This window comes from Mycobacterium sp. E740, assembly GCF_001672895.1.
GTDB lineage: Bacteria > Actinomycetota > Actinomycetes > Mycobacteriales > Mycobacteriaceae > Mycobacterium.
In genome coordinates this window covers 1-23141 of the sequence record NZ_LZKP01000102.1, presented here as the reverse complement: position 1 = coordinate 23141, position 23141 = coordinate 1, and the positions used below count along the sequence as shown (strand labels likewise).

Here is a 23141-nt window from a genome sequence, read left to right as displayed (position 1 = left end):
CGGGAGGGTGTGACATCCTTGCTCAGCAAACGAAAATTCCGGCTGTTGGCCGACTGGAGGGGGCGATGATGGTTTGGCCTGCAGCCCTCGTGCGAAGGGGCTTCTGACCCAAAGATATGTTCCGGCGAAGAGTGCTGCACCGTCCTCGGATGCACGCTGGGGGGGAAACGGGCACATCGCGCCGACCGGCGAAATGCGGGTCGGCTCCCCGACGCGGGGTTGACCGGTGAGACAGTATCTGCTGCGTCCACTGGTCGGGTTGGTGTCCGTTATCGCGGTCGTGGCGGTGTTCGCGTTGGCGGCGAACCTGTTTCGCGGCGGCTTCTCCGACGCCATTCCGGTCACCGTCCTGTCTCAGCGCGCCGGTCTGGTGATGAACCCCGACGCCAAGGTTCAGGTCCGCGGTGTACAGGTCGGCCGGGTCGCATCGATCGAGGCACTGCCCAACGGCCAGGCGGCCATCCACCTCGCGATCGACCCGTCCCGGCTCGACGCGATCCCGGCCAACGCGGGAGTGGACATCGCGTCGCCGACGGTTTTCGGGGCCAAGCAGGTGCAATTCGTCTATCCGGACGATCCGTCGCCGCAGTCGCTGCACGCCGGCCAGGTGATCGAGGCGCAACACGTCATGGTCGAGATGAACACGGTGTTCGAGCAGTTGACCTCGGTGCTGTCGGCGATCGAACCGGCGAAGCTCAACGCGACGCTGGGCGCGATCGCCGCGGCCACGTCCGGGCGCGGCGAGAAATTCGGCAAGATGCTTTCGGATCTCGATTCCTACCTCGCGAAGCTCGAGCCGAGCCTGCCGGCGCTGAGCCGCGATCTCGAACTCGCCCCGGGTGTGGCGGGCGCATATGCCGATGCGGCAACGGATTTCGTGACAGTAGCCGACAACGCGGCTCGCATCAGCGACACCGTCGTCGACCAACAGCAGAACCTCGACGCGGCGCTGGTCAGCCTGATCGGGCTGGCCGACATCGGCAACGAGGTGATCGGCCCGAATCGCCAGCCGCTGACCGAGGTCCTTCATCTGCTGGTGCCGACCACCGACCTGACCAACCAGTACAACCAAGCGCTGTGGTGCGCCCTGGCGGGCATGGTCGAGCTCTCCCATCGGCCGCCGTTCAAGGCGCCCGGCGTCGAGGTGTTGGCCGGATTCCTGTGGGCGCAGGAGCGTTACCGCTATCCGATGGATCTCCCGAAGGCCGGCGCCACAGGTGGTCCGCAGTGCACCGGGCTGCCGAAAATGCCGTTCGAAGGCGTCGCACCGTACGTGGTCGCCGACACCGGAACCAATCCGTGGCGTCGCACCTATCCGGGCATCGTCCTGAACGCCGACATCATCAAGCGGATCATGTTCCCCGACACCGAAACTGCCGGGCCGCCCCGCAACACCGCGCAGATCGGTCAACCGGGATGAGGCGCTCGTTGCGTTCCACTCTGGTGAAGTTCGGGATCTTCGCGTTGGTGATGGCGCTGCTGACCGCATCGTTGTTCTTCATCTTCGGTCAGTACCAAACCGGCAGCACCAAGGGGTATTCCGCGGTGTTCGCCGACGCGTCACGGCTCGAGGCCGGACAGTCGGTGCGCGTCGCGGGAATGCGGGTGGGAACGGTCGACAGCGTCAAACTGCAGCCCGACAAGACAGTGCTGGTGACCTTCGACGCCGATCCGAACGTGCGGATGACGACGGGCACGCGGGCCGCCGTGCGCTACCTGAACCTCGTCGGTGACCGGTACCTGGAGCTGATCGAGGGTCCGGCGGGGTCACCGATGCCACCCGACTCGCAGATCCCGCTGGAGCGCACCCAGTCGGCGCTCGACCTCGACCTGCTGCTCGGAGGCCTCAAACCCGTTATCCGCGGGCTGAATCCGCAAGATGTGAACACGCTGTCCGCCTCGCTGATCCAGATCTTCCAGGGTCAGGGCGGCACACTTCAGTCGCTGCTGACCAACACGTCGGGCTTCACGGCCGCGTTGTCCGAACACAACCAGACCATCCAGGCGCTGATCGACAACCTGCGGACCCTGCTGAAGACGCTCAATCGGGAGGGCGACAAGTTCTCGGGCACGATCGATCGTCTCGAGCGGCTCGTGACTGAGCTTGCCGCAGAACGTGACCCGATCGGCACGGCGATCGATTCGCTCGACAAGGGCACGGCGTCGATCGCCGACCTCCTCAGTGACGCCAGGGCCCCGCTGGCCGGAACGGTGGACCAACTCGCTCGCGCCGCCACGAACCTCGACTTCCAGAAGGACCGGGTCGACACCGGCCTGCAGAAAGCGCCGGAGAACTACCGCAAACTGGTCCGCACCGGGTCGTACGGAAGCTTTTTCAACTACTACATCTGCGAGCTCAAGTGGCGCGTGACTGACCTGCAGGGCCGCACGGCGGTTTTCCCGTGGATCAAACAGGAGACCGGAAGGTGCGCTGAGCCCTGATGCTGAAATACCGTGGCAACCACCTGATCCGGGCCGGTCTCATCGGCGTGGTCCTGGTCCTGCTCGTCATCGCGGTCGGCCTGGCCCCCGAGCGGTTGGCGTCGTGGGCGACGGCGGTGCGCTACCAGGCTCAGTTCGCCGATGCCGGTGGGGTGACCGCAGGCAACGACGTGACCATCTCGGGGATCAAGGTCGGCAGCGTGTCCGATGTCGCGCTGCAGGGCCGCAACGCGGTGGTGACGTTCACGATCGACGGGTCGGTACCGCTGGGCTCCGATACGACAGCACACGTCCGCACCGGAACGCTGCTGGGTGAGCGTGTGCTGACCCTGGAATCCAGGGGCGCGGGATCGCTGCACCCGATGGACGTGATTCCGTTGTCGCGCACCGCGTCCCCGTATTCTCTGACGGAGGCGGTGAGCGATCTAACGACCAACACCGCGGGCACCGACACGGCATCGTTGAACCAGTCGCTGGACACTCTGTCGGGCACCCTGGATCAGGTCGCGCCGCAACTCGGCCCGACGTTCGACGGGCTGTCCCGGCTGTCGCGGGCGATCAACGACCGTGACGGCACCCTCGGCGAGTTGCTCGCCAACGGCGCCGACGTCAGCAAGATCCTTTCCGACCGCAGCCAACAGGTGAACACGCTGATCCTCAACGCCAATGACCTCGTCGGGGTGTTGTCGGCACGGCGCTACGCCATCGTCGAGTTGCTCGCGCACACCTCGGCGATGGCCAAGCAGTTGTCCGGTCTGATCGCCGACAACGAGGAGCAGCTCGCCCCCACGCTGGAAAAGCTCAACCGGGTCACCGCGGTTTTGGAGAAGAACCGCGACAACATCGCCAAAGCGCTTCCCGGACTGGCGAAGTTCCAGACCACGCTGGGCGAGACGATCGGCAACGGACCCTATTACCAGGCCTACATACCCAACATCTTCTTCGGCGAGTTGTTGCAACCGTTCCTCGATTACGCGTTCGGCTTCCGGCGCGGCGTCAACGCGGGTCAGCCACCGGCCAACGCCGGGCCGCGCGCCGAATTACCGTTCCCGTACAACGGAATTCCGCAACCCAACGAGCAGTGGGGGGCGCCGCCGCGATGAGCAGATTCCTCAGACGCGCCCTTGTGCTCGCGTTGGTGGCCGTCCTCGCCGGCGGGATAGTCGTCGTGATCCGGCAGACGGCGTTCGGGCCCACCAGGGTCACCGCCTACTTCACCACCGCCACCGCGATCTATCCCGGCGACGAGGTGCGCATCGCGGGGGTCAAGGTCGGCACGATCGAGTCGATCAACCCGGTCGGCACCCAGGCGGAGATGAAACTGTCGGTCCGCCATGGCATCCGGCTTCCCGCCGATGCCAAGGCGGTGATCGTCGCCCAGAACCTCGTCTCGGCTCGGTACGTCCAACTCACCCCCGCATACGAGTCGGGACCCGCGATGGCCGACGGGGCGGTGATCCCGGTCGAGCGCACTGCCGTGCCGGTCGAGTGGAACGAGGTCAAAGAGCAACTGATGCGGTTGGCCACAGATCTCGGCCCCACAGGAGGATCTTCGACCGGTTCGGTGGGCCGGTTCATCGACAGTGCCGCCACGGCGCTGAACGGCAACGGAGACAAGCTGCGTCAGACGCTGGCGCAGCTGTCGGGCGTCGGCCGAATTCTGGCCGACGGTAGCGGCAACATCGTGGATACGATCGCCCGCCTGCAGACGTTCGTCACAGCGCTGCGGGACAGCAATGAGCAGATCGTGCAGTTCCAGGACAGGTTCGCAACGCTGACAAGCGTTGTCGACGACAGCCGATCGGATCTCGACGGCGCGCTGAGGAACCTGTCCGACGTGGTAGGCGACGCCACCCGGTTCATCCGGGGTTCGCGCGACCAGACCGCCGAGCAGATCCAACGGCTCGCCAACGTCACGCAGAACCTCGCCGACAATCGCATGGCGCTGGAGAACGTCCTGCACATCGCGCCGCACTCGATCGCCAACGTGGTGAACATGTTCGATCCGCGAACGGGTGCCGCCAGCGGCGTGTTCGTCCTGAACAACCTGTCGAATCCGGTGTGGTTCTTCTGCGGGATGATCGGAGCGCTCGGAAACGTCACCGCACCGACGACGGCGAAGTTGTGCTCGCAGTATCTCGGGCCGGGCTTGAGAACCGTCAACTTCAACAACCTGCCGTTCCCCTTCAGCCTGTTCCTGTCCTCGAACCCGCCGCCCTACATGCTGCGCTACACCGAGCCGAGTCTGATGCCCGGCGCGGGCGGCGCAGAGGCGGCTCAGCCGGAGGCGCCGCCCGCGGTCTCGGCTTACACAGGAGCCGGTGACGTGGCGCCGCCACCCGGCTACGCGCCGCCGCCTGGATCTCCGCCGGCCGGCACGCCTGCGCCGCCGCCCGGATCTGCGCCTGCGCAGCCCGGTCCGCCGACCCTGCGGGACATGCTGCTGCCCGCCGAGCGGCCGGGCGCGCCCGCTACACCGGCCGCAGTGGCGCCGGTCCCGAACGAGGGAACGCCACCGTGACCGCGCGCGGGCTGCTCGCGACCGGGCTCAGCATCGTGCTGGTGATCACCGGGTGCTCGTTTCAGGGCGTGAACTCGCTCCCGCTCCCTGGCGCGGTGGGTCGGGGACCCGGTGCGACCGTATACCACGCCGAACTGGCGAATATCGGTACGCTGGAATCGAATTCGCCGGTGATGATCGACGACGTCGTGGTCGGCAGTGTCGGCAAGATGACCTTGCACGGCTGGCACATCGACCTCGAGCTGTCGGTGCAGCCGGACGTGGCCGTGCCCGCGAACGCGGTCGCCACGGTCGGGCAGACCAGCCTGTTGGGTTCCATGCATGTGGCGCTCGACCCGCCGCCGGGCGTGGCGCCGGCCGGGCGGCTGGCACCCGGGGCGACGATCGCGCTCGACCAGACGTCGACCTATCCATCCACCGAGAAGACGCTGTCGTCCGTCGCGGCAGTCGTCAATGGTGGCGGCCTGGGTCAGATCGGCGACATCATCGCCAACTTCGACACTGCGCTGTCGGGCCGCCAGAGCGCCGTGCGCGACCTCATCACCCGCCTGGACACCTTCGTCGGAACTCTTTACCAGCAGCGCGACAACATCATTGCGACGATCGACGAGCTCAACCGGTTCGCTCAGCGGCTGGGAGACCAGCAGGAGGTTCTGACGCGGGCGTTGAGGAAAGTCCCGCCGGCGCTCGACGTACTGCTGCAGGAGCGGCCCAGGTTCACCACCGCGCTGGAGCGCTTGGGCCAGTTCAGCGACACGGTCTCCGGCTTGATCAACGACACGCAGGCCGACCTGGTGAAGAACCTGCAGAACCTCGAGCCGACGCTGCGGGCACTCGCCGATGTGGGGCCCGAGATCGACACCGCGCTGGCCTGGCTACCGACGTTCCCGTTGACGCAGAACATCATCGACCGTGGCGTCCGCGGAGATTACGTGAACCTCTTCGTGACCGTCGATTGGACCAATGCCCGGATCAAGCGAGGGCTGCTGCTGGGGACCAAGCTCGGGCAGGACCGGGCCTCCCTGGTCCCCGCTCCCGGCGATCCGGGCTATGACGCGTACTACACGAAGTTCCCGATGGGCGTCGGCACTTCGCCGCCGTTCGGGCCGATTCCGAACGCGGCGCCCGCCCCCTGGGAACCGGGAGGTGGCGGCTGATGTTGCCACGGATGGTCCGAATCCAACTGGTGCTCTTCACGATCGCATCGATCATCGGTGTGGTGGCGATGGTGTTCGCCTACATGCAGGTCCCCACTCTGCTCGGCATCGGGAAGATCACCGTCACTTTGCAGCTGCCCGCCTCGGGCGGGTTGTACCGCTTCGCCAACGTCACCTACCGCGGCGTGCAGGTCGGCAAGGTGACCGAGATGGATGTGTCCCGCACGTCCGCCACCGCGACATTGCGGCTCGGCACTTCGCCCAAGATTCCCGCGGATCTGAAAGCCGAGGTGCGCAGCGTCTCGGCGGTCGGCGAACAGTACGTCGAACTGCTGCCCCGGACTGACTCACCGCCGTACCTGCAGGACGGTTCGGTGATCGCGATGGCCGACACCAGCATTCCCCAGCCGGTCAGCCCGATGCTGGATCGTGCGAATGCCTTGATCGCGAGTATTCCCAAGGGGCAGCTGAACACGTTGATCGACGAATCCTTCGACGCGTTCGGCGGCGCCGGCTATGACATGGGGTCGCTGATCGATTCGTCGGCGAAGTTCTCGGCGGCCCTGAACGGCGATGCCGACCGCTCGCCGCGGCTGATCGAAGACGCTGTGCCCCTTCTCGATTCACAAGCCCGGACAACCGACGCGCTGCGCCTGTGGACGCACAGCCTTGCGGGGGTGACCCATCACGTCGTGGTCAACGACGAGCAGGTGCGAACGCTGCTGACCGAGGGGCCGCCCGCGGCGAATGAGGCGGCCCGACTGCTCGAGCAGATAAGGCCGACCCTGCCGGTGCTGCTCGCCAATCTGACGACCTTCGGTCAGGTTGCGGTGACCTATCGACCCTCGCTCGAACAGGTGCTCGTGTTGCTGCCGCCGTTTGTGGCGAACGCGCAATCCTCGGCTCCCCAGAACAATCCGACCGGTATTGCGCTCGGCGACTTCCGGATCCAGATCACGGACCCGAACCCGTGCACCGTCGGATTCCTGCCCCCGTCGGAGTGGCGCAGTCCTGCCGACCTGACCACTGTCGACACACCGGACGGCATCTACTGCAAGCTGCCGCAGGACTCGCCGATCCTGGTACGCGGTGCGCGCAATGCGCCCTGCATGGGTGTGCCCGGCAAACGAGCGCCCACCGTCGAGCAGTGTTACAGCGACAAGCCTTTCGAGCCGCTCGCGATGCGCCAGCACACGCTCGGTCCCTATCCGATCGATCCCAACCTCATCGCGCAAGGAGTGCTGCCCGACGACAGGGTGAGGGCGGACGAGAACTTGTTCGCGCCGGTCGAGGGCACTGCGCTTCCGCCGGGCGCCGTCCCGCGGGGACCGATGCCGTCTGCGGTGACTGCACCGCTGCCCGGGGCCGTGATGCCGAAGTTGCCGCCGGCAGCGATTCCGCCACTGTCGTCAGAGGCGGCGATCCAGCCGGGGCCGCCGGGCGGCGGCCCTTCCGTGGCGATCGCCCACTATGACCCCCAGACCGGGCAGTATTCGACGCCGGACGGGACCGTGGGCCGCCAGACCGACCTCGTCGAAGGGCCGAAGTCGTGGAAGGACATGATCTACGAGGCGGGGCCGCGATGAATCGGGTGACGGTGATTGCGGCAGCTGTCATCGCGTTCGTGTGCGTCGCGCCTCCAGCCCACGCGCAGCACGATGACGTGGCGGTCAACGGCGTGTTCACTGCGTTCTCCGACGGGCGCTGGGCGAAGACGAACGACTCGCGTCACGATGAGCTGAGCGTCACGCAGACGTGGACGATCACCTCGACGTGCACCACGTACCAGGATTGCACCGGCAAGGTGGTCAGCGATCAGGGGTGGAGTTCTGACCTGGTTTACATGAGCGGCCGCTGGAAGGTCAGTCGGACCGTGGAGAACTGGGAGCCCTGCATCGACGGCACGGCCGCTCCGGGTAAGCAGTCGTTCACGTTCTGGCTCGGTTATCCGCAGGACCGCAATCGGTACGAGGGCTGGGACAGAACCGAAGGACCCAGCGGCGCCTGCGGTTTCAATAAGGTCCTCGACATCGAGATGCCGTTCACGCTCACCCGCGTGGATTGAGTGCGTACCGCGGGACGGTCGACGGACCGTCCGGCTTCAGTCATAGGTCCGGCGCTTCGGGGGATTGTGCCACGATGTCGAGTGAGAATAGCATTCACTATTACCGAGAGCCAGAACAAAAATTAGGTTAGAGTCGTTCGGCGTGAGCCCTTCGGCCTTGGCGTGGAGCTGATGTTCACCCTTCGATTCGACATGCGCGCGCCGATAGCCGGTGCGCCTACGACTGAGTTGTACGGGGCCGCGATCAGCATGTGCGAGTGGGCGGAGACGCGTGGCGCGGTCGTCGCTGTGCTCTCCGAACACCACGGCGCGCAAGACGGCCACCTGCCGGCCCCGCTCATCCTCGCCTCGGCGATCGCTGCGCGCACGGACCGACTGGCGATCCTGCTGGCCGCTGTCCCGATCACCTTCTGCGACCCCGTCAGGCTCGCCGAAGAAATGGCCGTCCTCGACATCATCAGCAACGGCCGCGTGTCGTACGCCTTCGGAATCGGGCATCGCGCCGAGGAGTACGAGCACTTCGGTGTGGACATGCGACGACGTGGCGCACTCGCCGATGACTCGCTGGCGCTGCTCCGGCGGCTGCTGAGCGGAACGCCGATCGACGTCGACGGCCGGCGCGTCCACGTGACCCCGCCGCCCGCGACCCCGGCAGGACCGGCCATGCTGATCGCGGGCGGCAGTAGAGCCGCCGCGCGGCGTGCCGCCCGCCACGGGCTCGGATTCATCTCCCAGGTCGCATCCGAGGAGTTGCGGCAGTACTACGAAAACCAGTGCCGTGACAACGGATTCGAGCCCGGCCTGATGCAGTTTCCTGATGAGGACGCGCCGACGGCAGTCTTCGTCACCGACGATGTGGATGCCGCGTGGCGGGAATTGGGACCGCATCTGCTGCACGACGCGGTGACGGCCGCGTCCTACCGGCACGGCGACGAATCCGTAGCCAGCATCTCGAGAGCCGCCAGTGTTACCGAGTTACGCGTGGCCGACGGCCCCTACCGGGTCTTCACCGTCGAGCAGGCCGTCGCGTACATCCGAACCGGCCGACCGCTGCCGCTGCTTCCGCTCTGCGGCGGACTGCCGCCGGACGTCGCGTGGCCCTATCTCGAGCGAGCAGCGATGGCGTCCGGGCATGCCTGAGGATCGGGAGGATTCGTGACATCACCGCTGAGAACGGTGGTCTGGTCGACGGGTGGGGTCGGATCGATCGCCATCGACGCGATCCGGGGCAGGCCCGATCTCGAACTGGTCGGGGTGTGGGTGCATTCCGAGGACAAGGTCGGCAAGGACGCCGGGGAGCTGGCCGGCGGAGAGCCGATCGGAGTGGCGGCGACCAATGATGCCGACGCCCTCATCGCACTGCAGCCGGACTGCGTCGTATACGCCGCGAGCGGACCGGAACGCGACGCCGGGGCGGTTCCCGACTACCTGAGGCTGCTCGCGGCAGGCGTCAACGTGGTATCGACATCATCGACCAGCCTGATCTATCCGCCTGCCTACTACTCACCCGAGTGGCGCGAGCAGATGGAGGAAGCCGCGAAGGCGGGGAGCGCGTCGTTCTACGCATCCGGCATCTTTCCCGGCTTCGGCTCCGATCAGCTGGCCTTGCTGCTCGCGACACAATCGAAGCAAATCCGTTGTCTGACAGTCACGGAGGTGGCGCTCAACGACCACTACCCGGTGGCCGACGTGATGATGAACGGCATGGGCTTCGGCCATCCACTGGAATTCGAGCCGCTGCTGAAGACGCCGGGATTCATCGAAATGGCATGGCGTGCACCGATCTACCTGATCGCCGCAGCGCTCGGCGTCGAGGTCGACGAAGTTCGCGGCACCCTCGACCGTCGCCTGACGGACCGGGAGATTCAGGTGGCGTTCGGCACAATCGGCGCAGGCACCTGCGGCGCTGTCCGCACTCGCGCCGCGGGCGTGGTCAACGGCCGAGAAGCCATCGTCGTCGAGCACATAATCCGGATGGCGCGCGATGTGGCGCCGGACTGGCCGGCATCGGAGTTCGACGCCACGTACCGGGTCGACATCGACGGTGATCCGGACATCCACTGTGCGATGAACCTCGGGGCGGCCGAGGGCCACGCAGCGGGACATGCGGCGATGAGCGCAACCGCCATGCGGGTGGTCAACGCGATCCCCTACGTGGTGGCGGCTCCCGCCGGCCTACTGAGCTCACTCGATCTGCCGAACACGCTGCCCCGCCATGTTTTCGGACCGACGACCCGACCACAGGAGCAACGATGACCGAAGCCGGAACCGTCGACCTCTACTACGACCCATTCGACTTCGACATCGACGACGACCCGTATCCGATCTGGCGCCGGATGCGCGAAGAGGCTCCCCTGTACCACAACGAGAAATACAACTTCTATGCGCTGAGCCGCTACGACGACGTGGCGCGCGAACTGCACAACTGGGACACCTACCGGTCGGGCAAGGGCACGACGATGGACGTCATCATGAGCGGTGTCGACGTACCGCCGGGGGTGATCCTGTTCGAAGACCCCCCGCTGCACGATCTCCATCGCCGGGTGCTGTCCAAGGTGTTCACCCCGCGCCGGATGGAGGCCATCGAGCCGTTGACGCGTCGATTCTGTGTGCGTGCCCTCGATTCTCTCGCCGGCGCTTCCCGGTTCGACGTCATCGCCGACTTCGGCGCACTGATCCCGATGCGGACCATCGGCTACCTGCTGGGCATCCCCGAAGAGGGCCAACAGCAGATCCGCGACAACACCGATGCGGCGATCGGCCTGAAAGACGGGAGCTTTCGCTCCGTGTCGGCGGCAACGTTCGAGAACGCCTACCAGCTGTTCGCCGACTACATCGAATGGCGGGCCGACCATCCGTCCGACGACCTGATGACACAGTTGCTCAACGCCGAGGTCGAAGAGGACGGCGAGCTTCGGCCGTTGACCCGGATCGAGGTGCTGACCTACACAAGCATGATCGCCGGGGCCGGAAACGAGACGACGACCCGACTGATCGGCTTCATCGCACAACTGCTCGCTGAGCACCCCGATCAGCGGCGCGAACTCGTCGGCGACTTCTCGCTGATCCCGCGGGCGATCGAGGAGGTGCTGCGCTACCACGCACCCTCGCCGGTGCAGGCCCGCTACGTCGCCCGCGACACCGAATGTCACGGGCAGGCGATCGCGGAAGGTTCGGTGATGTTGTTGCTCAACGGTTCTGCGAATCGCGATGAGCGGCACTTCCCGAACGGCGAGAGTTTCGACATCCATCGCACTGGACCACACCTGTCGTTCGGGCAGGGGCTGCACTTCTGCCTCGGTTCGTCGCTGGCACGGATGCAGGCAAGGGTCGCCCTCGAGGAGATGCTTCGCCGCTGGCCGGAGTGGGACGTCGACTACGCCGAGGCCGCCATGGCGCACACGTCGAGCGTGCGGGGATGGGGCAAACTGCCCGTCACCGTGGGCTGACGTACGTCAGGCCGAGCGCGTCGTGACCCCGCGCAACAACGTGTCCCGGACGTGGATCTGCGAAGCGCGGGTGCCCAGATCGCGCAGAATGTTCTCGGGAACCCACCCGACGCCGATCACCGCGCGGGCGAGCATTTCGTTCGACGGGCTGTCGATCTCGATGTCGCCCGAGCGAATGCCTTCGGCCAGAAGCGATTTCATCTGCTTCACGCGGGTGGCGAACAGCCAGCCGGGATTAGGGGTGTCCGGGGGAGACTGCCGCATCCACGCCAGCTGGATACGGAACTCGTCACCGAAGCGGTCCAAGACGTTGGTGTTGACCCAGGACAGCGCGTCGATCTTCTCGATCGGCGAGGAGTCGGAACGCAGCACACTGGTCCACCCCTGGGCCACCCTCTCACCGAAGGACCGCATGATCGAGGCCAACAGCTGATCCTTTGACCCGATCAGCCGGTACACCGTTCCGGTGCCCATGCCCGCGGCCGAGGCGATGTCCCTGATCGTGGTGACCTCGTAACCCTTGCGCCCGAACTCTGCGCGCGCCACCGCCCTGATGTGCGCGCCCTTGTCGTCGGGGTCTTCGATCGAGTCCCATGACCGCACCACTTCGTCGGCCGCGACGAACGCGGGGGAGGCGTCCAACCGGTCGTCGGGCAGCGGGGATACGGCCAACCCCTCCAGCAGGATTCGGCACAGTAGCGTCGCGACCTTGTCGGCGCCCGCGTTGTGCCGTATCACGTCGAGGCCGACCTGCAGCATCGTTTGGACGATGCGGTCGGCGAGCACCTGCAGATCGACCTCGGGCCGGACGTACCCGCTCCACCGCGCGGCCCGCAGAGTCTGCACCATCGCCTGCAGTATCGCCGTTGGGCGCTGCTGAGCCAGGGCAGTGAGTTCGGGGTTGGACGACGGGCCCTCGTAGAAGGTCATCTGCAACGCCGCACGATGGGTCACCGCGCATTGAGCGATCGCCGATCCGAGGTCGACCAGGCGCTCGAATGCCGACAGCGAGGTCGGGTCGTCCAGGCGGCTCTGCGCTTGCTCGGCGATCCGGTCCAGATCGGCGTGGTAGCGGCGAAGCAGTTCGACGAGAATCGCTTCTTTGGAGTCGAAGTGGTGATAGAGGCTGCCGGGGAGAATGCCGGCCGCGTCAGCGATCTCCTGCAACGAGGTGCGCAGGCCGGAGGTGGCGATCAGCGACGCCGCTGTCTGCAGGATTTCGGTGCGCCGGGTGCCGTCGTCGTACGAGTGGCCGGCGTTCTCGGCGAGGGCACCTTGTGAAGTCAGGCGAGGACGCCCCACGACACCTCCAACTGCGCTCCCGTCGGTCTGACTCTGCTGAACAGATATTTGGTAGACGCTACCAGAAGGGTGTACGCGCGAAGGAGTGCGAAGAGTGGCTTTCAGCCAGTGACACCCAACCGCTCGGTCACCGCGAACACCTCGTCATAGATCGAGGCCGAGACCGTGAACGGCTCGGTTGCACTCACCTCGCCTCACCGCCTTCGGGGCTGTCCACCGAATGATGTGACGCCACCGCCGAGCCGCCCGATGCGCTGATCTGCGCGACGACCTGATCCGCGATCGAGACGTCCGAGCCCTCACCGCCCATGGAGCCGCCGAGATCGTTGACGACCACCGACGCACCGCGCCTTGCCAATTCGAGGGCATACAGCCGGCCGAGACCACGGCCTGCCCCGGTGACCACGACAGCCTGCCCGGTGAAGTCGATCAAGGTCCCTCCGGTTGTTGACGGGCGGTGGCGCGCACTTTACGTTGGAACAGATATTTGGTCAATCATGCGGGGTGGTGAGGCACAGCGTGACGAGCGGGAACGGCGAAGCCCCGCATCGGCTCAGCCTGCTGGCGTCCGCACTGGCCGGTCGGGCGGTCGCCGTGGTCGACGGCGAGCACGGCGAACCGGCGTGGACCGACAGCCTGACGATCTTCATCGACCGCGGTGCGAGCGCACCCGATCAGCTGGCCTCGGTCGTGGTGCAGGCGTCGCTGCTCGCGAGCGACAGCCTCATCCCGGACGTGGTGCGCAAGCTCATCCGGCGACCGGCGTTGGCCAGACGATACTTGGCGATCGAAGGCCAGCGGGCGTTGGCGTCGAACGAAGACCTGCTGCCGTTGCGGGTGCGATCGCTGATCGATCTCAAAGTCGTGATGTGGTCGAAGTCGCCGACCGAGTCGCTGACTGTCGCATCTGGACGCCCTGGGATCGCCGATCCACCGCCGAGTTTCGGGGTCATCAAGCCCCGCCGGCTGCTTGCGGCCCGTGACGCCGTGGAATGCGCCGACACGCGCAGCGGGCACGTGCCGCGCGGAGGCGCCCGAAAGGAATTGGCCGAACTCGACGAAGAGGATGGCGACGGCGAGGATGTGATGGATCCGTTCTCCAGCCCGGTCGGAGGTGGGGGAGCGGCGGGAAAGCTCTTGCAGCGCATGATGAGTCGGGTCCGTCAACTCAGTGGCGGCGGCACCCCCGGCGCGGATACTCCGACACACAGAACCGCCAAGGGCATTCGTGGCTCGGCCGCTGTGTCGTCGGTGACGTCGGTGTCCTCCGACTCGGCCGACGTCGGTGACGATGCGAGCAGCGGGTGGAAGTATCCCGAATGGGACGCGCGCCGCAGGCGCTACCGCCCCGATTGGTGCACGGTGCACGAGATCGACGTCCCGGTCGACGGGGACAACCGTCTGCCGCGTCCGGACGTGCATTCGCTGCGACGACCGCTGACGCGGTTGGGGATTGGGCTGGACCGCTGCCACCGGCAGGCGCAAGGAGACGACATCGACGTCGACGCCGCGGTCGAGGCCCGCGTCGAGCTGCTGGCCGGCTCGGCACCGGACGAGGCCGTCTACGTCGACAGCTTGCGCCGACGCCGCGACCTGGCGGTGATGGTGCTGCTCGACGTGTCGGGTTCGGCCGCCGAGGCGGGCACGTTCGGCGAGATCGTCCACGAACAGCAGCGCGCGGCCGCTGCCGCGCTCACCACCGCGCTGCACGAACTCGGTGACCGGGTCGCGCTGTACGCGTTTCAGTCCCAGGGGCGTTCGTCTGTGAACCTGATGCCGGTCAAACGGTTCGGTGAGGCCATGGACGCGCCGGTGATGAAGCGGCTGGCGGGTCTGCGCCCGGGTGCGTACTCCCGGCTGGGTGCCGCGATTCGTCACGGCACCTCCGTGATCGCCGAGCAAGCCGGTACCAAGCGCCGGCTTCTGGTCGTGCTGTCCGACGGACTCGCCTACGACCACGGATATGAACGGGTTCACGGCGCCGCCGACGCGCGCCGCGCGCTTGCCGAAGCACGACGGCAGGGCATCGGCTGCCTGTGTCTGACCATCGGCGCCGCGACCGACACGGGCGAGTTGCAGAAGGTGTTCGGCAGCGCCGCGCACGCATCGATCCCGAAACCGCGCCAGCTCGCCGATGTCATCGGGCCGCTGTTCCGCGCCGCACTGCACACCGCCGATCTTCGTCGCCGGGTGTCGTGATGAACTACGAGTCCTTGAACCAAACTTCTGCTCCGCGCTACCCTGCTGCCGAAGCGTTTCGCGACGAAGGGAAACGATGCCCGTGAATCCGTCAGTGGATCCGACGAGGCCGTACTACGTACCCGTTGCCAATGAGGAACAGGTGTTTCGGGCCGCATATCGGCAGGGGCTGTCCATAGTCCTCAAGGGTCCGACCGGGTGCGGCAAGACGCGGTTCGTCGAAGCGATGGCCCACGATCTCGATCGACCGCTCGTGACGGTCGCCTGCCACGACGACCTGACCACCGCCGACCTCGTCGGCCGGTTCCTGTTGCGCGGCGGCGAGACGGTGTGGGTCGACGGCCCGCTGACCCGCGCGGTGCGCGAGGGCGCCATCTGTTATCTCGACGAGGTGGTGGAGGCCCGGCAGGACACGACCGTGGTGTTGCACCCGCTGGCCGATCACCGCCGCCAATTGCCGATAGAGCGGCTGGGCGTCACATTGACCGCCGCGCCGGGATTCTGTCTGGTCGTGTCCTACAACCCTGGCTACCAGAGCGTGCTCAAAGACCTCAAAGACTCGACCCGCCAGCGCATGGTCGCCATCGAGTTCGGTTTCCCCGCACCGGATGTGGAGGAGAAGATCCTGGTGACGGAAGCCGGGATAGACCACGACCGGGCGGCCGAGCTGGTGCGGCTCGGGCAGGCCATCCGCCGGCTGGAGACGGGTGGTTTGCGGGAAGTCGCTTCCACCCGGGTGCTGATCGCCGCGGGCCGACTCATCGCCGAAGGGTTGAGCGCGGGCGATGCCGCACGCGCCGCGATCGCTGGACCACTCACCGACGACTCGACCGTGGCACGCGGCCTGCTCGAGATGATCGACGTGTACCTGGGCGAGGCAACCGTCGCGCGGTGATTGACGCTGACTCGCGGTCTCGCTACTGTCAGAACAAATTTTAGGTTTGGCGCCGGCTGAACACGGCCCTGCACGCCAACGGAGGTGGGATGTCTTACGAGAGCAGTGCAGAGCCGATCAAGTTCGGTTACCTGATGGACTTCAAGCTCCCCGATCTCTATCCGCAGGAGATGAGGGAAGACCTGTCCAACCCGTTCGAGCTCATCTTCGCCGATGCCGTCGAAGACGGCGTGATCGATCGCCGGATCGAGATCATCTACAAAGAGGTGGAGGGCCTGCCGAAGGGGTCGGTCAAGGCGGTGATCGACGCGTACGGCGAGCTGGTCGACGAAGGATGCCTCGCAGTGTTCGGCCCGCATATCACCGACAACTGCGTGCCGACCCGCGAGGCGATCGAAGAGCGGTTCAAGGTCCCCGCGCTGAGCGTGACGGGCAGCGACGCGTGGCTCGGAGAATGGACGTTCTCCTTCCCGCAGGGTTCGCTGACAGACGAGCCGATTTTCTGGGCGGACCTCCTGGTCAAGGGCGGCCACACCGAGGTCGGCGTACTGATGGAGCAGTCGCTGGTCGGCGAGACGTATGTGAAGAACTTCCGCAGCGCGTGCCGTCGCAGGGGAATTCGCATCGTCGCCGAAGCGGCGATCGCGCAGACCGCACAGGACGTGTCCGAGGCCGTCCGCTCACTGTATGAGGCCAAGGCCCAGGCAATCGTGCACGCCGGCTTCGGATTCGGGATCGTGTTCGTCAACCCGGCGCTGGAAGCACTCGACTGGGATCCGCCGCGGTTCACGTGCACGGCCTTTCAGAACGCGTGGATCAACCCGATCATGTGGAACGCGTTCGTGGGATGGACCGGTGTCGACCAGTACGACGAGGGCAATCCGGTCGGTCAGCGCTTCCTCGACAGGTACCAGGAGAGGTTCGGGCGTCGTCCCGAATACTGCGTGCCCGTGGTGAACTGCGATGTCGCCTCGGCGTTGTTGCGCGCGTGTGCGGATGCTCATCCGCTGAGCCCGCGAGGCGTCAAGGAAGCGCTCGAACGCGTCAAGATGATGCCCGCCGCCGCCGGCGCACCGGGCACCCGGGTGTCGTTCGGCAACTGGACGCGCCGCGCCTGGATGGGGGCCGGCTACCTCGTCGCCCGCAGGCTCGACACCGACGGTGTCAACTCGCGTCTCGTCGACCGGTTCGGGCAGGAGTAACCGATATGGCCGTTCAGACAACGCCTTCCGCCGACAGCCCGGCACCCGAATCCAAGGGCGGTTCCTGGAAGGCGGCAGTGTGGATCACCGTCGCGCTGGTGCTGCTCGCGCTCATCGCGGTCAACGCCCGCCAAGGTGCGGTGTCGCCCCGCATCCGGAACCCCGACGTGGAGGGCGCGCCGCGTCCGGTCGAGCCGCTGTTCGGTTACGCGCACTGGCTGGAGCTCTTCCAGATCTTCACGATCATCTCGATGTCGATGGTGGTGATCGTCTACGTCATCGCGTGGCGCAGGCTCGGCGCTCACCCGGTGCTGCTGATGGGAATCGTCACGACGCTGATCGTCTGGCAGGACCCGATCATGAACTGGTCGCCGTTCGCGGTTTACAACCCCAAACTGTGGCATTGGCCAGAGGACTGGCCGCTGGTGTCGCTTTCGCCGACCGTCGAGCCGTTCCTGGTCATCGGCTACATCATGTTCTACCTCGGCCCCTACTTTCCTGCCATCGCGATCCTGCGGCGGTTGCAGGCCAAGCGACCGCCCGATTCGTTCGTGTGGCGTCATCCGCTGATCAGTCTCGGGTTGATCATCCTGCCCCTCGGCGTCCTCATCGACGCGATGCTCGAGATCACGCTGGTGCGCACCGGCTTCTACATCTACTCCCAGGTCGTGCCTTTCGGGTCGGTATTCACCGGGGAGACATACCAATTCCCGTTCATTTGGGAAACCGTGATGGTGACGTTCGTGATGGTTCCGGCGGGCGTGCTGCTCTACCGCGACGACACGGGCCGAACGGTCGCCGAGAAGCTGGCGCAGCGGGCGAGGATCTTCGCCAGCCGTCCGGCTCTGGGCATGTTCATCGTGATGTTCGTGATCATCAACCTCGCCTACTTCGCGTACGGCACCGGTTTCGCGATCCTCAAATGGACTCGGATCTCCACGTCGGTGGCCTGCCCGTGGCCCTATCCGGAAGCCAAAGTGTATGACCCGCAGGGGTTCTACGAGGAGAACGGCCACCCGGGGCCATATTCCGTCGGTATCTGGTCGGAGTGGATGAGCATGCAGCCCGACGGTAGACCAGGTGTCGAGCTGGGCGCGAAGAGCGACCGGTGTGCGCCGGAAACCGGTAATGGCTGAACCGCGCAGCGTCGTGATCACCGGCGCATCGCGGGGCCTCGGCCTGGCCTCGGCAACGCACCTGTATCGGCAGGGGTGGCAGGTCGTCGCGGCGATGCGCTCGGTGGACACCGGAATGAAGGCACTACGCGCGACGACCGGTGCGGGCGAAGACGATCCACGACTGATTCCGGTGCCGCTGGACCTCACCGTTCCTGAGTCGGTGAGCGCAGCGGCGAAGGCCATCGGAGAGGCCGTCGCGTCGCCGTACGCGTTGGTGCACAACGCGGGTATCTCGGCCGCGGGAATGGTCGAGGAGACACCGACCGACCTCTGGGAGCGAATGTTCGCGACGAACATCTTCGGGCCGGTGCAGCTGACCAAGGAGCTGCTGCCGTCGATGCGGACGGCCGGGCGGGGACGCATCGTACTGGTGTCGAGTCAGGGCGGCGTCCGCGGAATGCCCGCCACGGCACCGTATTCCGCCGTCAAGGGCGCGCTCGAGCGGTGGGGTGAGTCGATGGCCGGAGAAGTGGCGCCATTCGGCATCGGCGTGACGGTCATCGTCACGGGCACCTACGACACCGAGATCATCACCGACGCGGGCACCACCGATTGCCGTGAGCTCCATGGCCCCTATGCGCGTCATCACCAGACCATGGACAAACGGGGACGTGCCGCGATGCGGATGGCCGCACGGTCACCGGACAAGTTCGCCAGGGGTCTGGCGAAGGCGCTCGACTCGTCGAAGCCGTTCGCCAAGACCGCGGTCGGCCCGGACGCCCGAATGTTGCTGGTGGCCAATCGCTTGCTGCCCTCGGCCGGACTGCACCAGATGACGCGTCTGATGATGGGAATTCCGCGGTTCGGCGCGTTGCGGGCAGGAGGGAGAAATGATGGCTGACGTTCGGTTCGAACCGAAGATGATGATCGACGGCAAGCTCGTGGACGGGGAAGCGGGCACCTTCACCAACATCAATCCGGCGACCGAGGAGGTGCTCGGCGAAGTCGCCGATGCGTCCCATGTCGATATGCACCGTGCCATCGACGCGGCCCGTCGTGCCTTCGATGAAACCGACTGGTCTACCAATCATGCTTTGCGCCAACGGTGTCTGCTGCAGCTGCAGGAGGCGCTGGAGTCGGAGCAGGAGGACCTTCGTGAGGAGCTGATCCTCGAAGTCGGTTGCCCCCGCGCGATCACGCACGGACCGCAACTCGACGCTCCGTTGTCCGACGCGCTGCGGTACCCGGTGCGGCTGATCGACGAATACCCGTGGGAGACCTCGCTGGGCGACGCCATGGTGTCGGTCACCGGTGTGAACACCACCCGCAAAGTCTGGCGTGAGCCGGTCGGCGTGGTCGGCGCGATCGTGCCGTGGAACTTTCCGTTCGAGGTCACCATCCAGAAGCTCGGCCAGGCGTTGGGCACCGGCAACACCGTGGTGCTCAAGCCTGCGCCGAACACTCCGTACAACGCGACCCGACTGGGCCGGTTGATCGCTGAGAACACCGACATCCCAGCGGGTGTCGTGAACGTCGTCACCGCGTCGGACCATTTCGTCGGCGAGGAGCTGACCTTGTCGCCGAAGGTGGACCTGATCTCGTTCACCGGGTCCACGGTGGTCGGTCAACGCATCATGGAGAAGGGCGCGGCAACCATGAAGCGCCTGTTCCTCGAACTCGGCGGCAAGTCGGCGACCATCGTCCTGGAAGATGCGGACTTCGCGCTCGGCTGCATGATGGGCATAGCGCCGTGCATGCACGCCGGCCAGGGCTGCGCCAACCCGACGCGACTGCTGTTGCCGCGGTCCCGCTACGACGAGGGCGTGGAGATCCTGCGGGGCATCTACGACGGCGTCGCGCCCGGCGACCCGCAGGATCCCGCCACCCTGTGCGGCCCGGTGATCTCCGAGCGGCAGCGCGAGCGCATCCGGGGTTACATCCGCAAGGGCGTCGACGAGGGCGCCACGCTGCTCGTCGGCGGTGCTGAGCCACCCGACGGCCTCGACAAGGGATTCTTCGTCAAGCCAACGCTTTTCGTCAATGTCGACAATTCCATGACCATCGCCCAGGAGGAGATTTTCGGGCCCGTCCTTTCGGTGATCCCGTTCGACGACGAGGACGATGCGGTGCGCATCGCCAACGACAGCCCGTACGGGCTCGCCGGCAACGTCATGGCGGGCAGCCTGGAGCACGCCCTCTCGGTGGCCCGCAGGCTGCGGGCCGGCTTCATCGGCCTGAACGGTACCGCCGGCTACGGCGCGGACACGCCGTTCGGCGGATACAAGGCCAGCGGTGTCGGACGGCAGAACGGCGTTGCGGGGTTCGACCAGTACACCGAGATCAAATCCGTCGCATATCCCGCCCTCAGTTAGGAAAAGACCTGTGCAACAGCTTTTTGACGACCTCGAGGACTTCGGCGAGTTCGACGACTTCGTTTCCGGCGATGTGCGCGACCCGTACACCGAACTCGCCCGGTTGCGCCGCGAGGAGCCCGTGCAGAAGATCGAGATCCCCGGCATCCCAGGCCAAGAGGGCAAGCCGATCGTGATGGTGTACCGCTACGAGGAAGCCCAGCAGATGCTGCGGGACAACGAGACCTTCTCGTCGGCGATCATCATCCAGGCTTTCGGAGACGTCTTCGGCAAGCACGTGATCCTGGGCATGGACGAACCGGAGCACGGCAGGCACCGGGCGTTGGTGGCCAAGGCGTTCTCCCAGAAGGCGCTGGCTCGATGGGAATCCGAGCTCGTCACCAGGGTCGGCAGCTCGCTGATCGATCACTTCGTCGACCGCGGAAGTGCCGACCTGGTCAAGGAGTTCAACTTCCCCTATCCCACGCTGATCATCGCCGGGCTCCTGGGGCTGCCGCAGGAGGACTACGCGCAGTTCCAGAAGTGGTCGATCTCGCTGCTGTCGTTCACCGTCAATCCCGAGCGGGGCCGCGAGGCGTCACAGGCGTTGGCGCAGTACTTCGCTCCCATCCTGGCCGCACGTCGTGAGGAGCCGCGCGACGATCTGATCAGCGGACTGGCGGCCGCCGAGATCGACGGCGAAAAGCTCTCGGACGAAGAGATTTTCTCGTTTCTCCGGCTGTTGCTTCCGGCGGGTGTCGAGACCACCTACCGGTCGCTCGGCAACCTGCTGTTCGGGCTGCTGTCCAACCCCGAGCAACTCGACGCTGTGCGCAACGACCGCTCGCTGCTGCCGCAGGCGATAGAGGAAGCCGTGCGGTGGGAGCCGCCGTTGATCATGATCACTCGGGTGGCCACTCGCGACACGGAACTCGGTGGCGTATCGATACCCAAAGGGTCCTCGGTCATGCCGGTGCTCGGCGCGGCGAACCGGCAGGAGGAGCGTTTCCCCGCGCCCGACCAGTTCAACATCTTCCGTGAAGCGAAAGCCAACATCGGCTGGGGCCACGGCGTCCACGTCTGCCTCGGCATGCATCTGGCGCGACTCGAGATGCGGGTAGCGGTGAACTTGCTGCTCGACCGGTTGCCCAACCTCCGGCTCGATACCACCGACGACCCGTACATCCGCGGACAGGCGTTCCGTTCGCCCACCGCGCTGCCAGTTCTCTTCGACTCCGTGCGGAGCGCCTCGTGACCGACTTCGAGACAGTCGATTTCTTCACCGACGAATCGCTGATCCCCGATCCCTACCCCTACTACGACCACCTCCGGTCGAAGTGCCCGGTAGCGCCCGCCACGCCGTTCAACGTGCTGGCCGTGACGGGGTATGACGAGGCGTTGGCGGTGTACCGCGACCCGGCATTCTCCTCGTGCGTCTCGGTCGCAGGGCCGTTCTCCGGCATGCCTTTCGGACCGGGGGACACCGATGACGTCTCCGAGCTGATCGAGCAGCACCGCGGCGCCGTCCCGATGGCCGAACACATCACGTCGCAGGATCCGCCACTGCACACCCGCACCCGAGGCCTGTTGAACAAGCTGATCACTCCGAAGCGCCTGAAGGAGAACGAGGACTTCATGTGGCGGCTGGCCGACCAGCAGCTCGACACGTTCCTCGACAAGGGCAGCTGCGAGTTCCTGGCCGCGTACGCCAAGCCGTTCTCGCTGCTGGTCATCGCCGATCTCCTCGGCGTCCCGCTCGAAGACCACGAGGAGTTCAAGGCGGTGTTCACCCTCGAGACGGTCGGAGAGTTGGGCAAGGAGGCGCCGACATCGCACAACCCACTGCAGTGGCTCAACGAAAAGTTCTACTCCTATATCGAGGACCGCAGGCGCAGGCCGCGCGACGACGTGCTGACCGAACTGGCGCAAGCCAAGCACGAGGACGGGTCGACCCCGGACATCGAGGACGTCATGAACCTGTCGACGTTCCTGTTCGCGGCCGGCACCGAGACGACGACAAAGCTGGTCAGCTCGGCGGTTCGGTTCATCGGCGACAACCCGGAATTCGAGCAGGCGCTTCGCGAGGACCGCAGCAAGATACCGGCGTTCCTGGAGGAGACGCTGCGAATGGAGAGCCCGGTCAAGTCCCACTTCCGCATGGCGCGCACGACGACGAAGGTCGGCGACGTCGAGGTGCCCGCCGGCCCGTGATGCTCGGTGCAGATCGTGATGTCGCGCATCCGGTCGAGAATCCTGTTCAACGAGATCCGGCCTTCCGCTCGTGCGAGCGGGGCGCCGGGGCACGAGTGGACACCGCGGATGAACGCGATCTGCTCGCGAACGTTTGCCCGGTCAGGCCGGAATGTGTTGGCATCGGCGAACTTCCGTTCGTCGCGGTTGCAGGCACCGGGAAGCAGCATCACCGTCGTGCCGGCGGGCA

The 23141-nt window shown here is 66.0% G+C and carries 18 protein-coding genes and 3 pseudogenes; 18 read left to right on the top strand and 3 right to left on the bottom strand.

What is annotated here, in order from left to right:
• The first annotated feature begins 262 nt into the window (after positions 1-262).
• The 10 genes from A5663_RS09660 (at position 263) to A5663_RS09615 (ending at position 11634) form a co-directional block, all read left to right on the top strand.
• The gene (locus A5663_RS09660; protein ID WP_068147413.1) at positions 263-1420 is read left to right on the top strand and encodes an MCE family protein; all 1158 of its coding nucleotides are present in this window, start codon (positions 263-265) and stop codon (positions 1418-1420) included.
• Positions 1417-2442 (top strand): MCE family protein, encoded by a 1026-nt coding sequence (locus tag A5663_RS09655; RefSeq protein ID WP_068147332.1) that lies wholly within the window; start codon positions 1417-1419, stop codon positions 2440-2442. The genes A5663_RS09660 and A5663_RS09655 overlap by 4 nt, the downstream gene beginning before the upstream one ends.
• Entirely contained in the window at positions 2442-3545 is a 1104-nt protein-coding gene (locus tag A5663_RS09650; protein WP_068147329.1) for an MCE family protein, read from the top strand. Before A5663_RS09655 ends, A5663_RS09650 begins: the two co-directional genes overlap by 1 nt.
• The gene (locus A5663_RS09645; protein WP_068147416.1) at positions 3542-4963 is read left to right on the top strand and encodes an MCE family protein; all 1422 of its coding nucleotides are present in this window, start codon (positions 3542-3544) and stop codon (positions 4961-4963) included. The genes A5663_RS09650 and A5663_RS09645 overlap by 4 nt, the downstream gene beginning before the upstream one ends.
• Complete coding sequence (locus A5663_RS09640) at positions 4960-6120, top strand: MCE family protein (RefSeq protein WP_068147326.1); 1161 nt, start codon at positions 4960-4962, stop codon at positions 6118-6120. The genes A5663_RS09645 and A5663_RS09640 overlap by 4 nt, the downstream gene beginning before the upstream one ends.
• Complete coding sequence (locus tag A5663_RS09635) at positions 6120-7706, top strand: MCE family protein (protein ID WP_068147323.1); 1587 nt, start codon at positions 6120-6122, stop codon at positions 7704-7706. The genes A5663_RS09640 and A5663_RS09635 overlap by 1 nt, the downstream gene beginning before the upstream one ends.
• On the top strand, positions 7703-8185 hold the full coding sequence (locus tag A5663_RS09630; RefSeq protein ID WP_068147320.1) for a hypothetical protein: 483 nt from the start codon (positions 7703-7705) through the stop codon (positions 8183-8185). The genes A5663_RS09635 and A5663_RS09630 overlap by 4 nt, the downstream gene beginning before the upstream one ends.
• Before the next feature lie 171 nt (positions 8186-8356).
• Positions 8357-9325 (top strand): LLM class flavin-dependent oxidoreductase, encoded by a 969-nt coding sequence (locus tag A5663_RS09625; RefSeq protein WP_068147412.1) that lies wholly within the window; start codon positions 8357-8359, stop codon positions 9323-9325.
• Between the two features lie 15 nt (positions 9326-9340).
• The gene (locus A5663_RS09620) at positions 9341-10441 is read left to right on the top strand and encodes a dihydrodipicolinate reductase (protein ID WP_068147316.1); all 1101 of its coding nucleotides are present in this window, start codon (positions 9341-9343) and stop codon (positions 10439-10441) included.
• Positions 10438-11634 (top strand): cytochrome P450, encoded by a 1197-nt coding sequence (locus A5663_RS09615; RefSeq protein ID WP_068147313.1) that lies wholly within the window; start codon positions 10438-10440, stop codon positions 11632-11634. The genes A5663_RS09620 and A5663_RS09615 overlap by 4 nt, the downstream gene beginning before the upstream one ends.
• Positions 11635-11640: 6 nt before the next feature.
• On the opposite strand, the gene A5663_RS09610 is transcribed toward A5663_RS09615, so the two are convergent.
• Entirely contained in the window at positions 11641-12936 is a 1296-nt protein-coding gene (locus A5663_RS09610; RefSeq protein WP_068147310.1) for a TetR/AcrR family transcriptional regulator, read from the bottom strand.
• A gap of 190 nt (positions 12937-13126) precedes the next feature.
• A pseudogene (locus A5663_RS09605) lies at positions 13127-13369 on the bottom strand (short-chain dehydrogenase); the annotation flags it as partial.
• Between the two features lie 86 nt (positions 13370-13455).
• Between A5663_RS09605 and A5663_RS09600 the strand changes: the two are divergent.
• From A5663_RS09600 to A5663_RS09565, 8 genes and pseudogenes are all read left to right on the top strand, one after another.
• Positions 13456-15135: a VWA domain-containing protein gene (locus tag A5663_RS09600; RefSeq protein ID WP_231976743.1), complete on the top strand. Its 1680-nt coding sequence runs from the start codon at positions 13456-13458 to the stop codon at positions 15133-15135.
• Between the two features lie 76 nt (positions 15136-15211).
• Complete coding sequence (locus tag A5663_RS09595; RefSeq protein WP_068147303.1) at positions 15212-16030, top strand: CbbQ/NirQ/NorQ/GpvN family protein; 819 nt, start codon at positions 15212-15214, stop codon at positions 16028-16030.
• Positions 16031-16119: 89 nt separating this feature from the next.
• A complete protein-coding gene (locus tag A5663_RS09590) occupies positions 16120-17232 on the top strand; it encodes an ABC transporter substrate-binding protein (protein WP_068147298.1) in 1113 nt (370 codons plus the stop codon).
• 5 nt (positions 17233-17237) lie between these two features.
• On the top strand, positions 17238-18368 hold the full coding sequence (locus A5663_RS09585) for a spirocyclase AveC family protein (RefSeq protein WP_068147293.1): 1131 nt from the start codon (positions 17238-17240) through the stop codon (positions 18366-18368).
• The gene (locus A5663_RS09580) at positions 18361-19251 is read left to right on the top strand and encodes an SDR family oxidoreductase (RefSeq protein WP_068147288.1); all 891 of its coding nucleotides are present in this window, start codon (positions 18361-18363) and stop codon (positions 19249-19251) included. Before A5663_RS09585 ends, A5663_RS09580 begins: the two co-directional genes overlap by 8 nt.
• 19 nt (positions 19252-19270) lie before the next feature.
• The gene (locus tag A5663_RS09575) at positions 19271-20722 is read left to right on the top strand and encodes an aldehyde dehydrogenase family protein (RefSeq protein WP_156744409.1); all 1452 of its coding nucleotides are present in this window, start codon (positions 19271-19273) and stop codon (positions 20720-20722) included.
• A gap of 10 nt (positions 20723-20732) precedes the next feature.
• A complete protein-coding gene (locus A5663_RS09570; RefSeq protein ID WP_068147282.1) occupies positions 20733-21956 on the top strand; it encodes a cytochrome P450 in 1224 nt (407 codons plus the stop codon).
• Positions 21953-22906: pseudogene (locus tag A5663_RS09565) on the top strand (cytochrome P450); the annotation flags it as partial. The gene A5663_RS09570 and the pseudogene A5663_RS09565, both read left to right, overlap by 4 nt.
• A 95-nt stretch (positions 22907-23001) precedes the next feature.
• Here A5663_RS09565 and A5663_RS23790 read toward each other — a convergent pair.
• Positions 23002-23121, bottom strand: a pseudogene (locus tag A5663_RS23790) (hypothetical protein); the annotation flags it as partial.
• Positions 23122-23141: the final 20 nt, after the last annotated feature.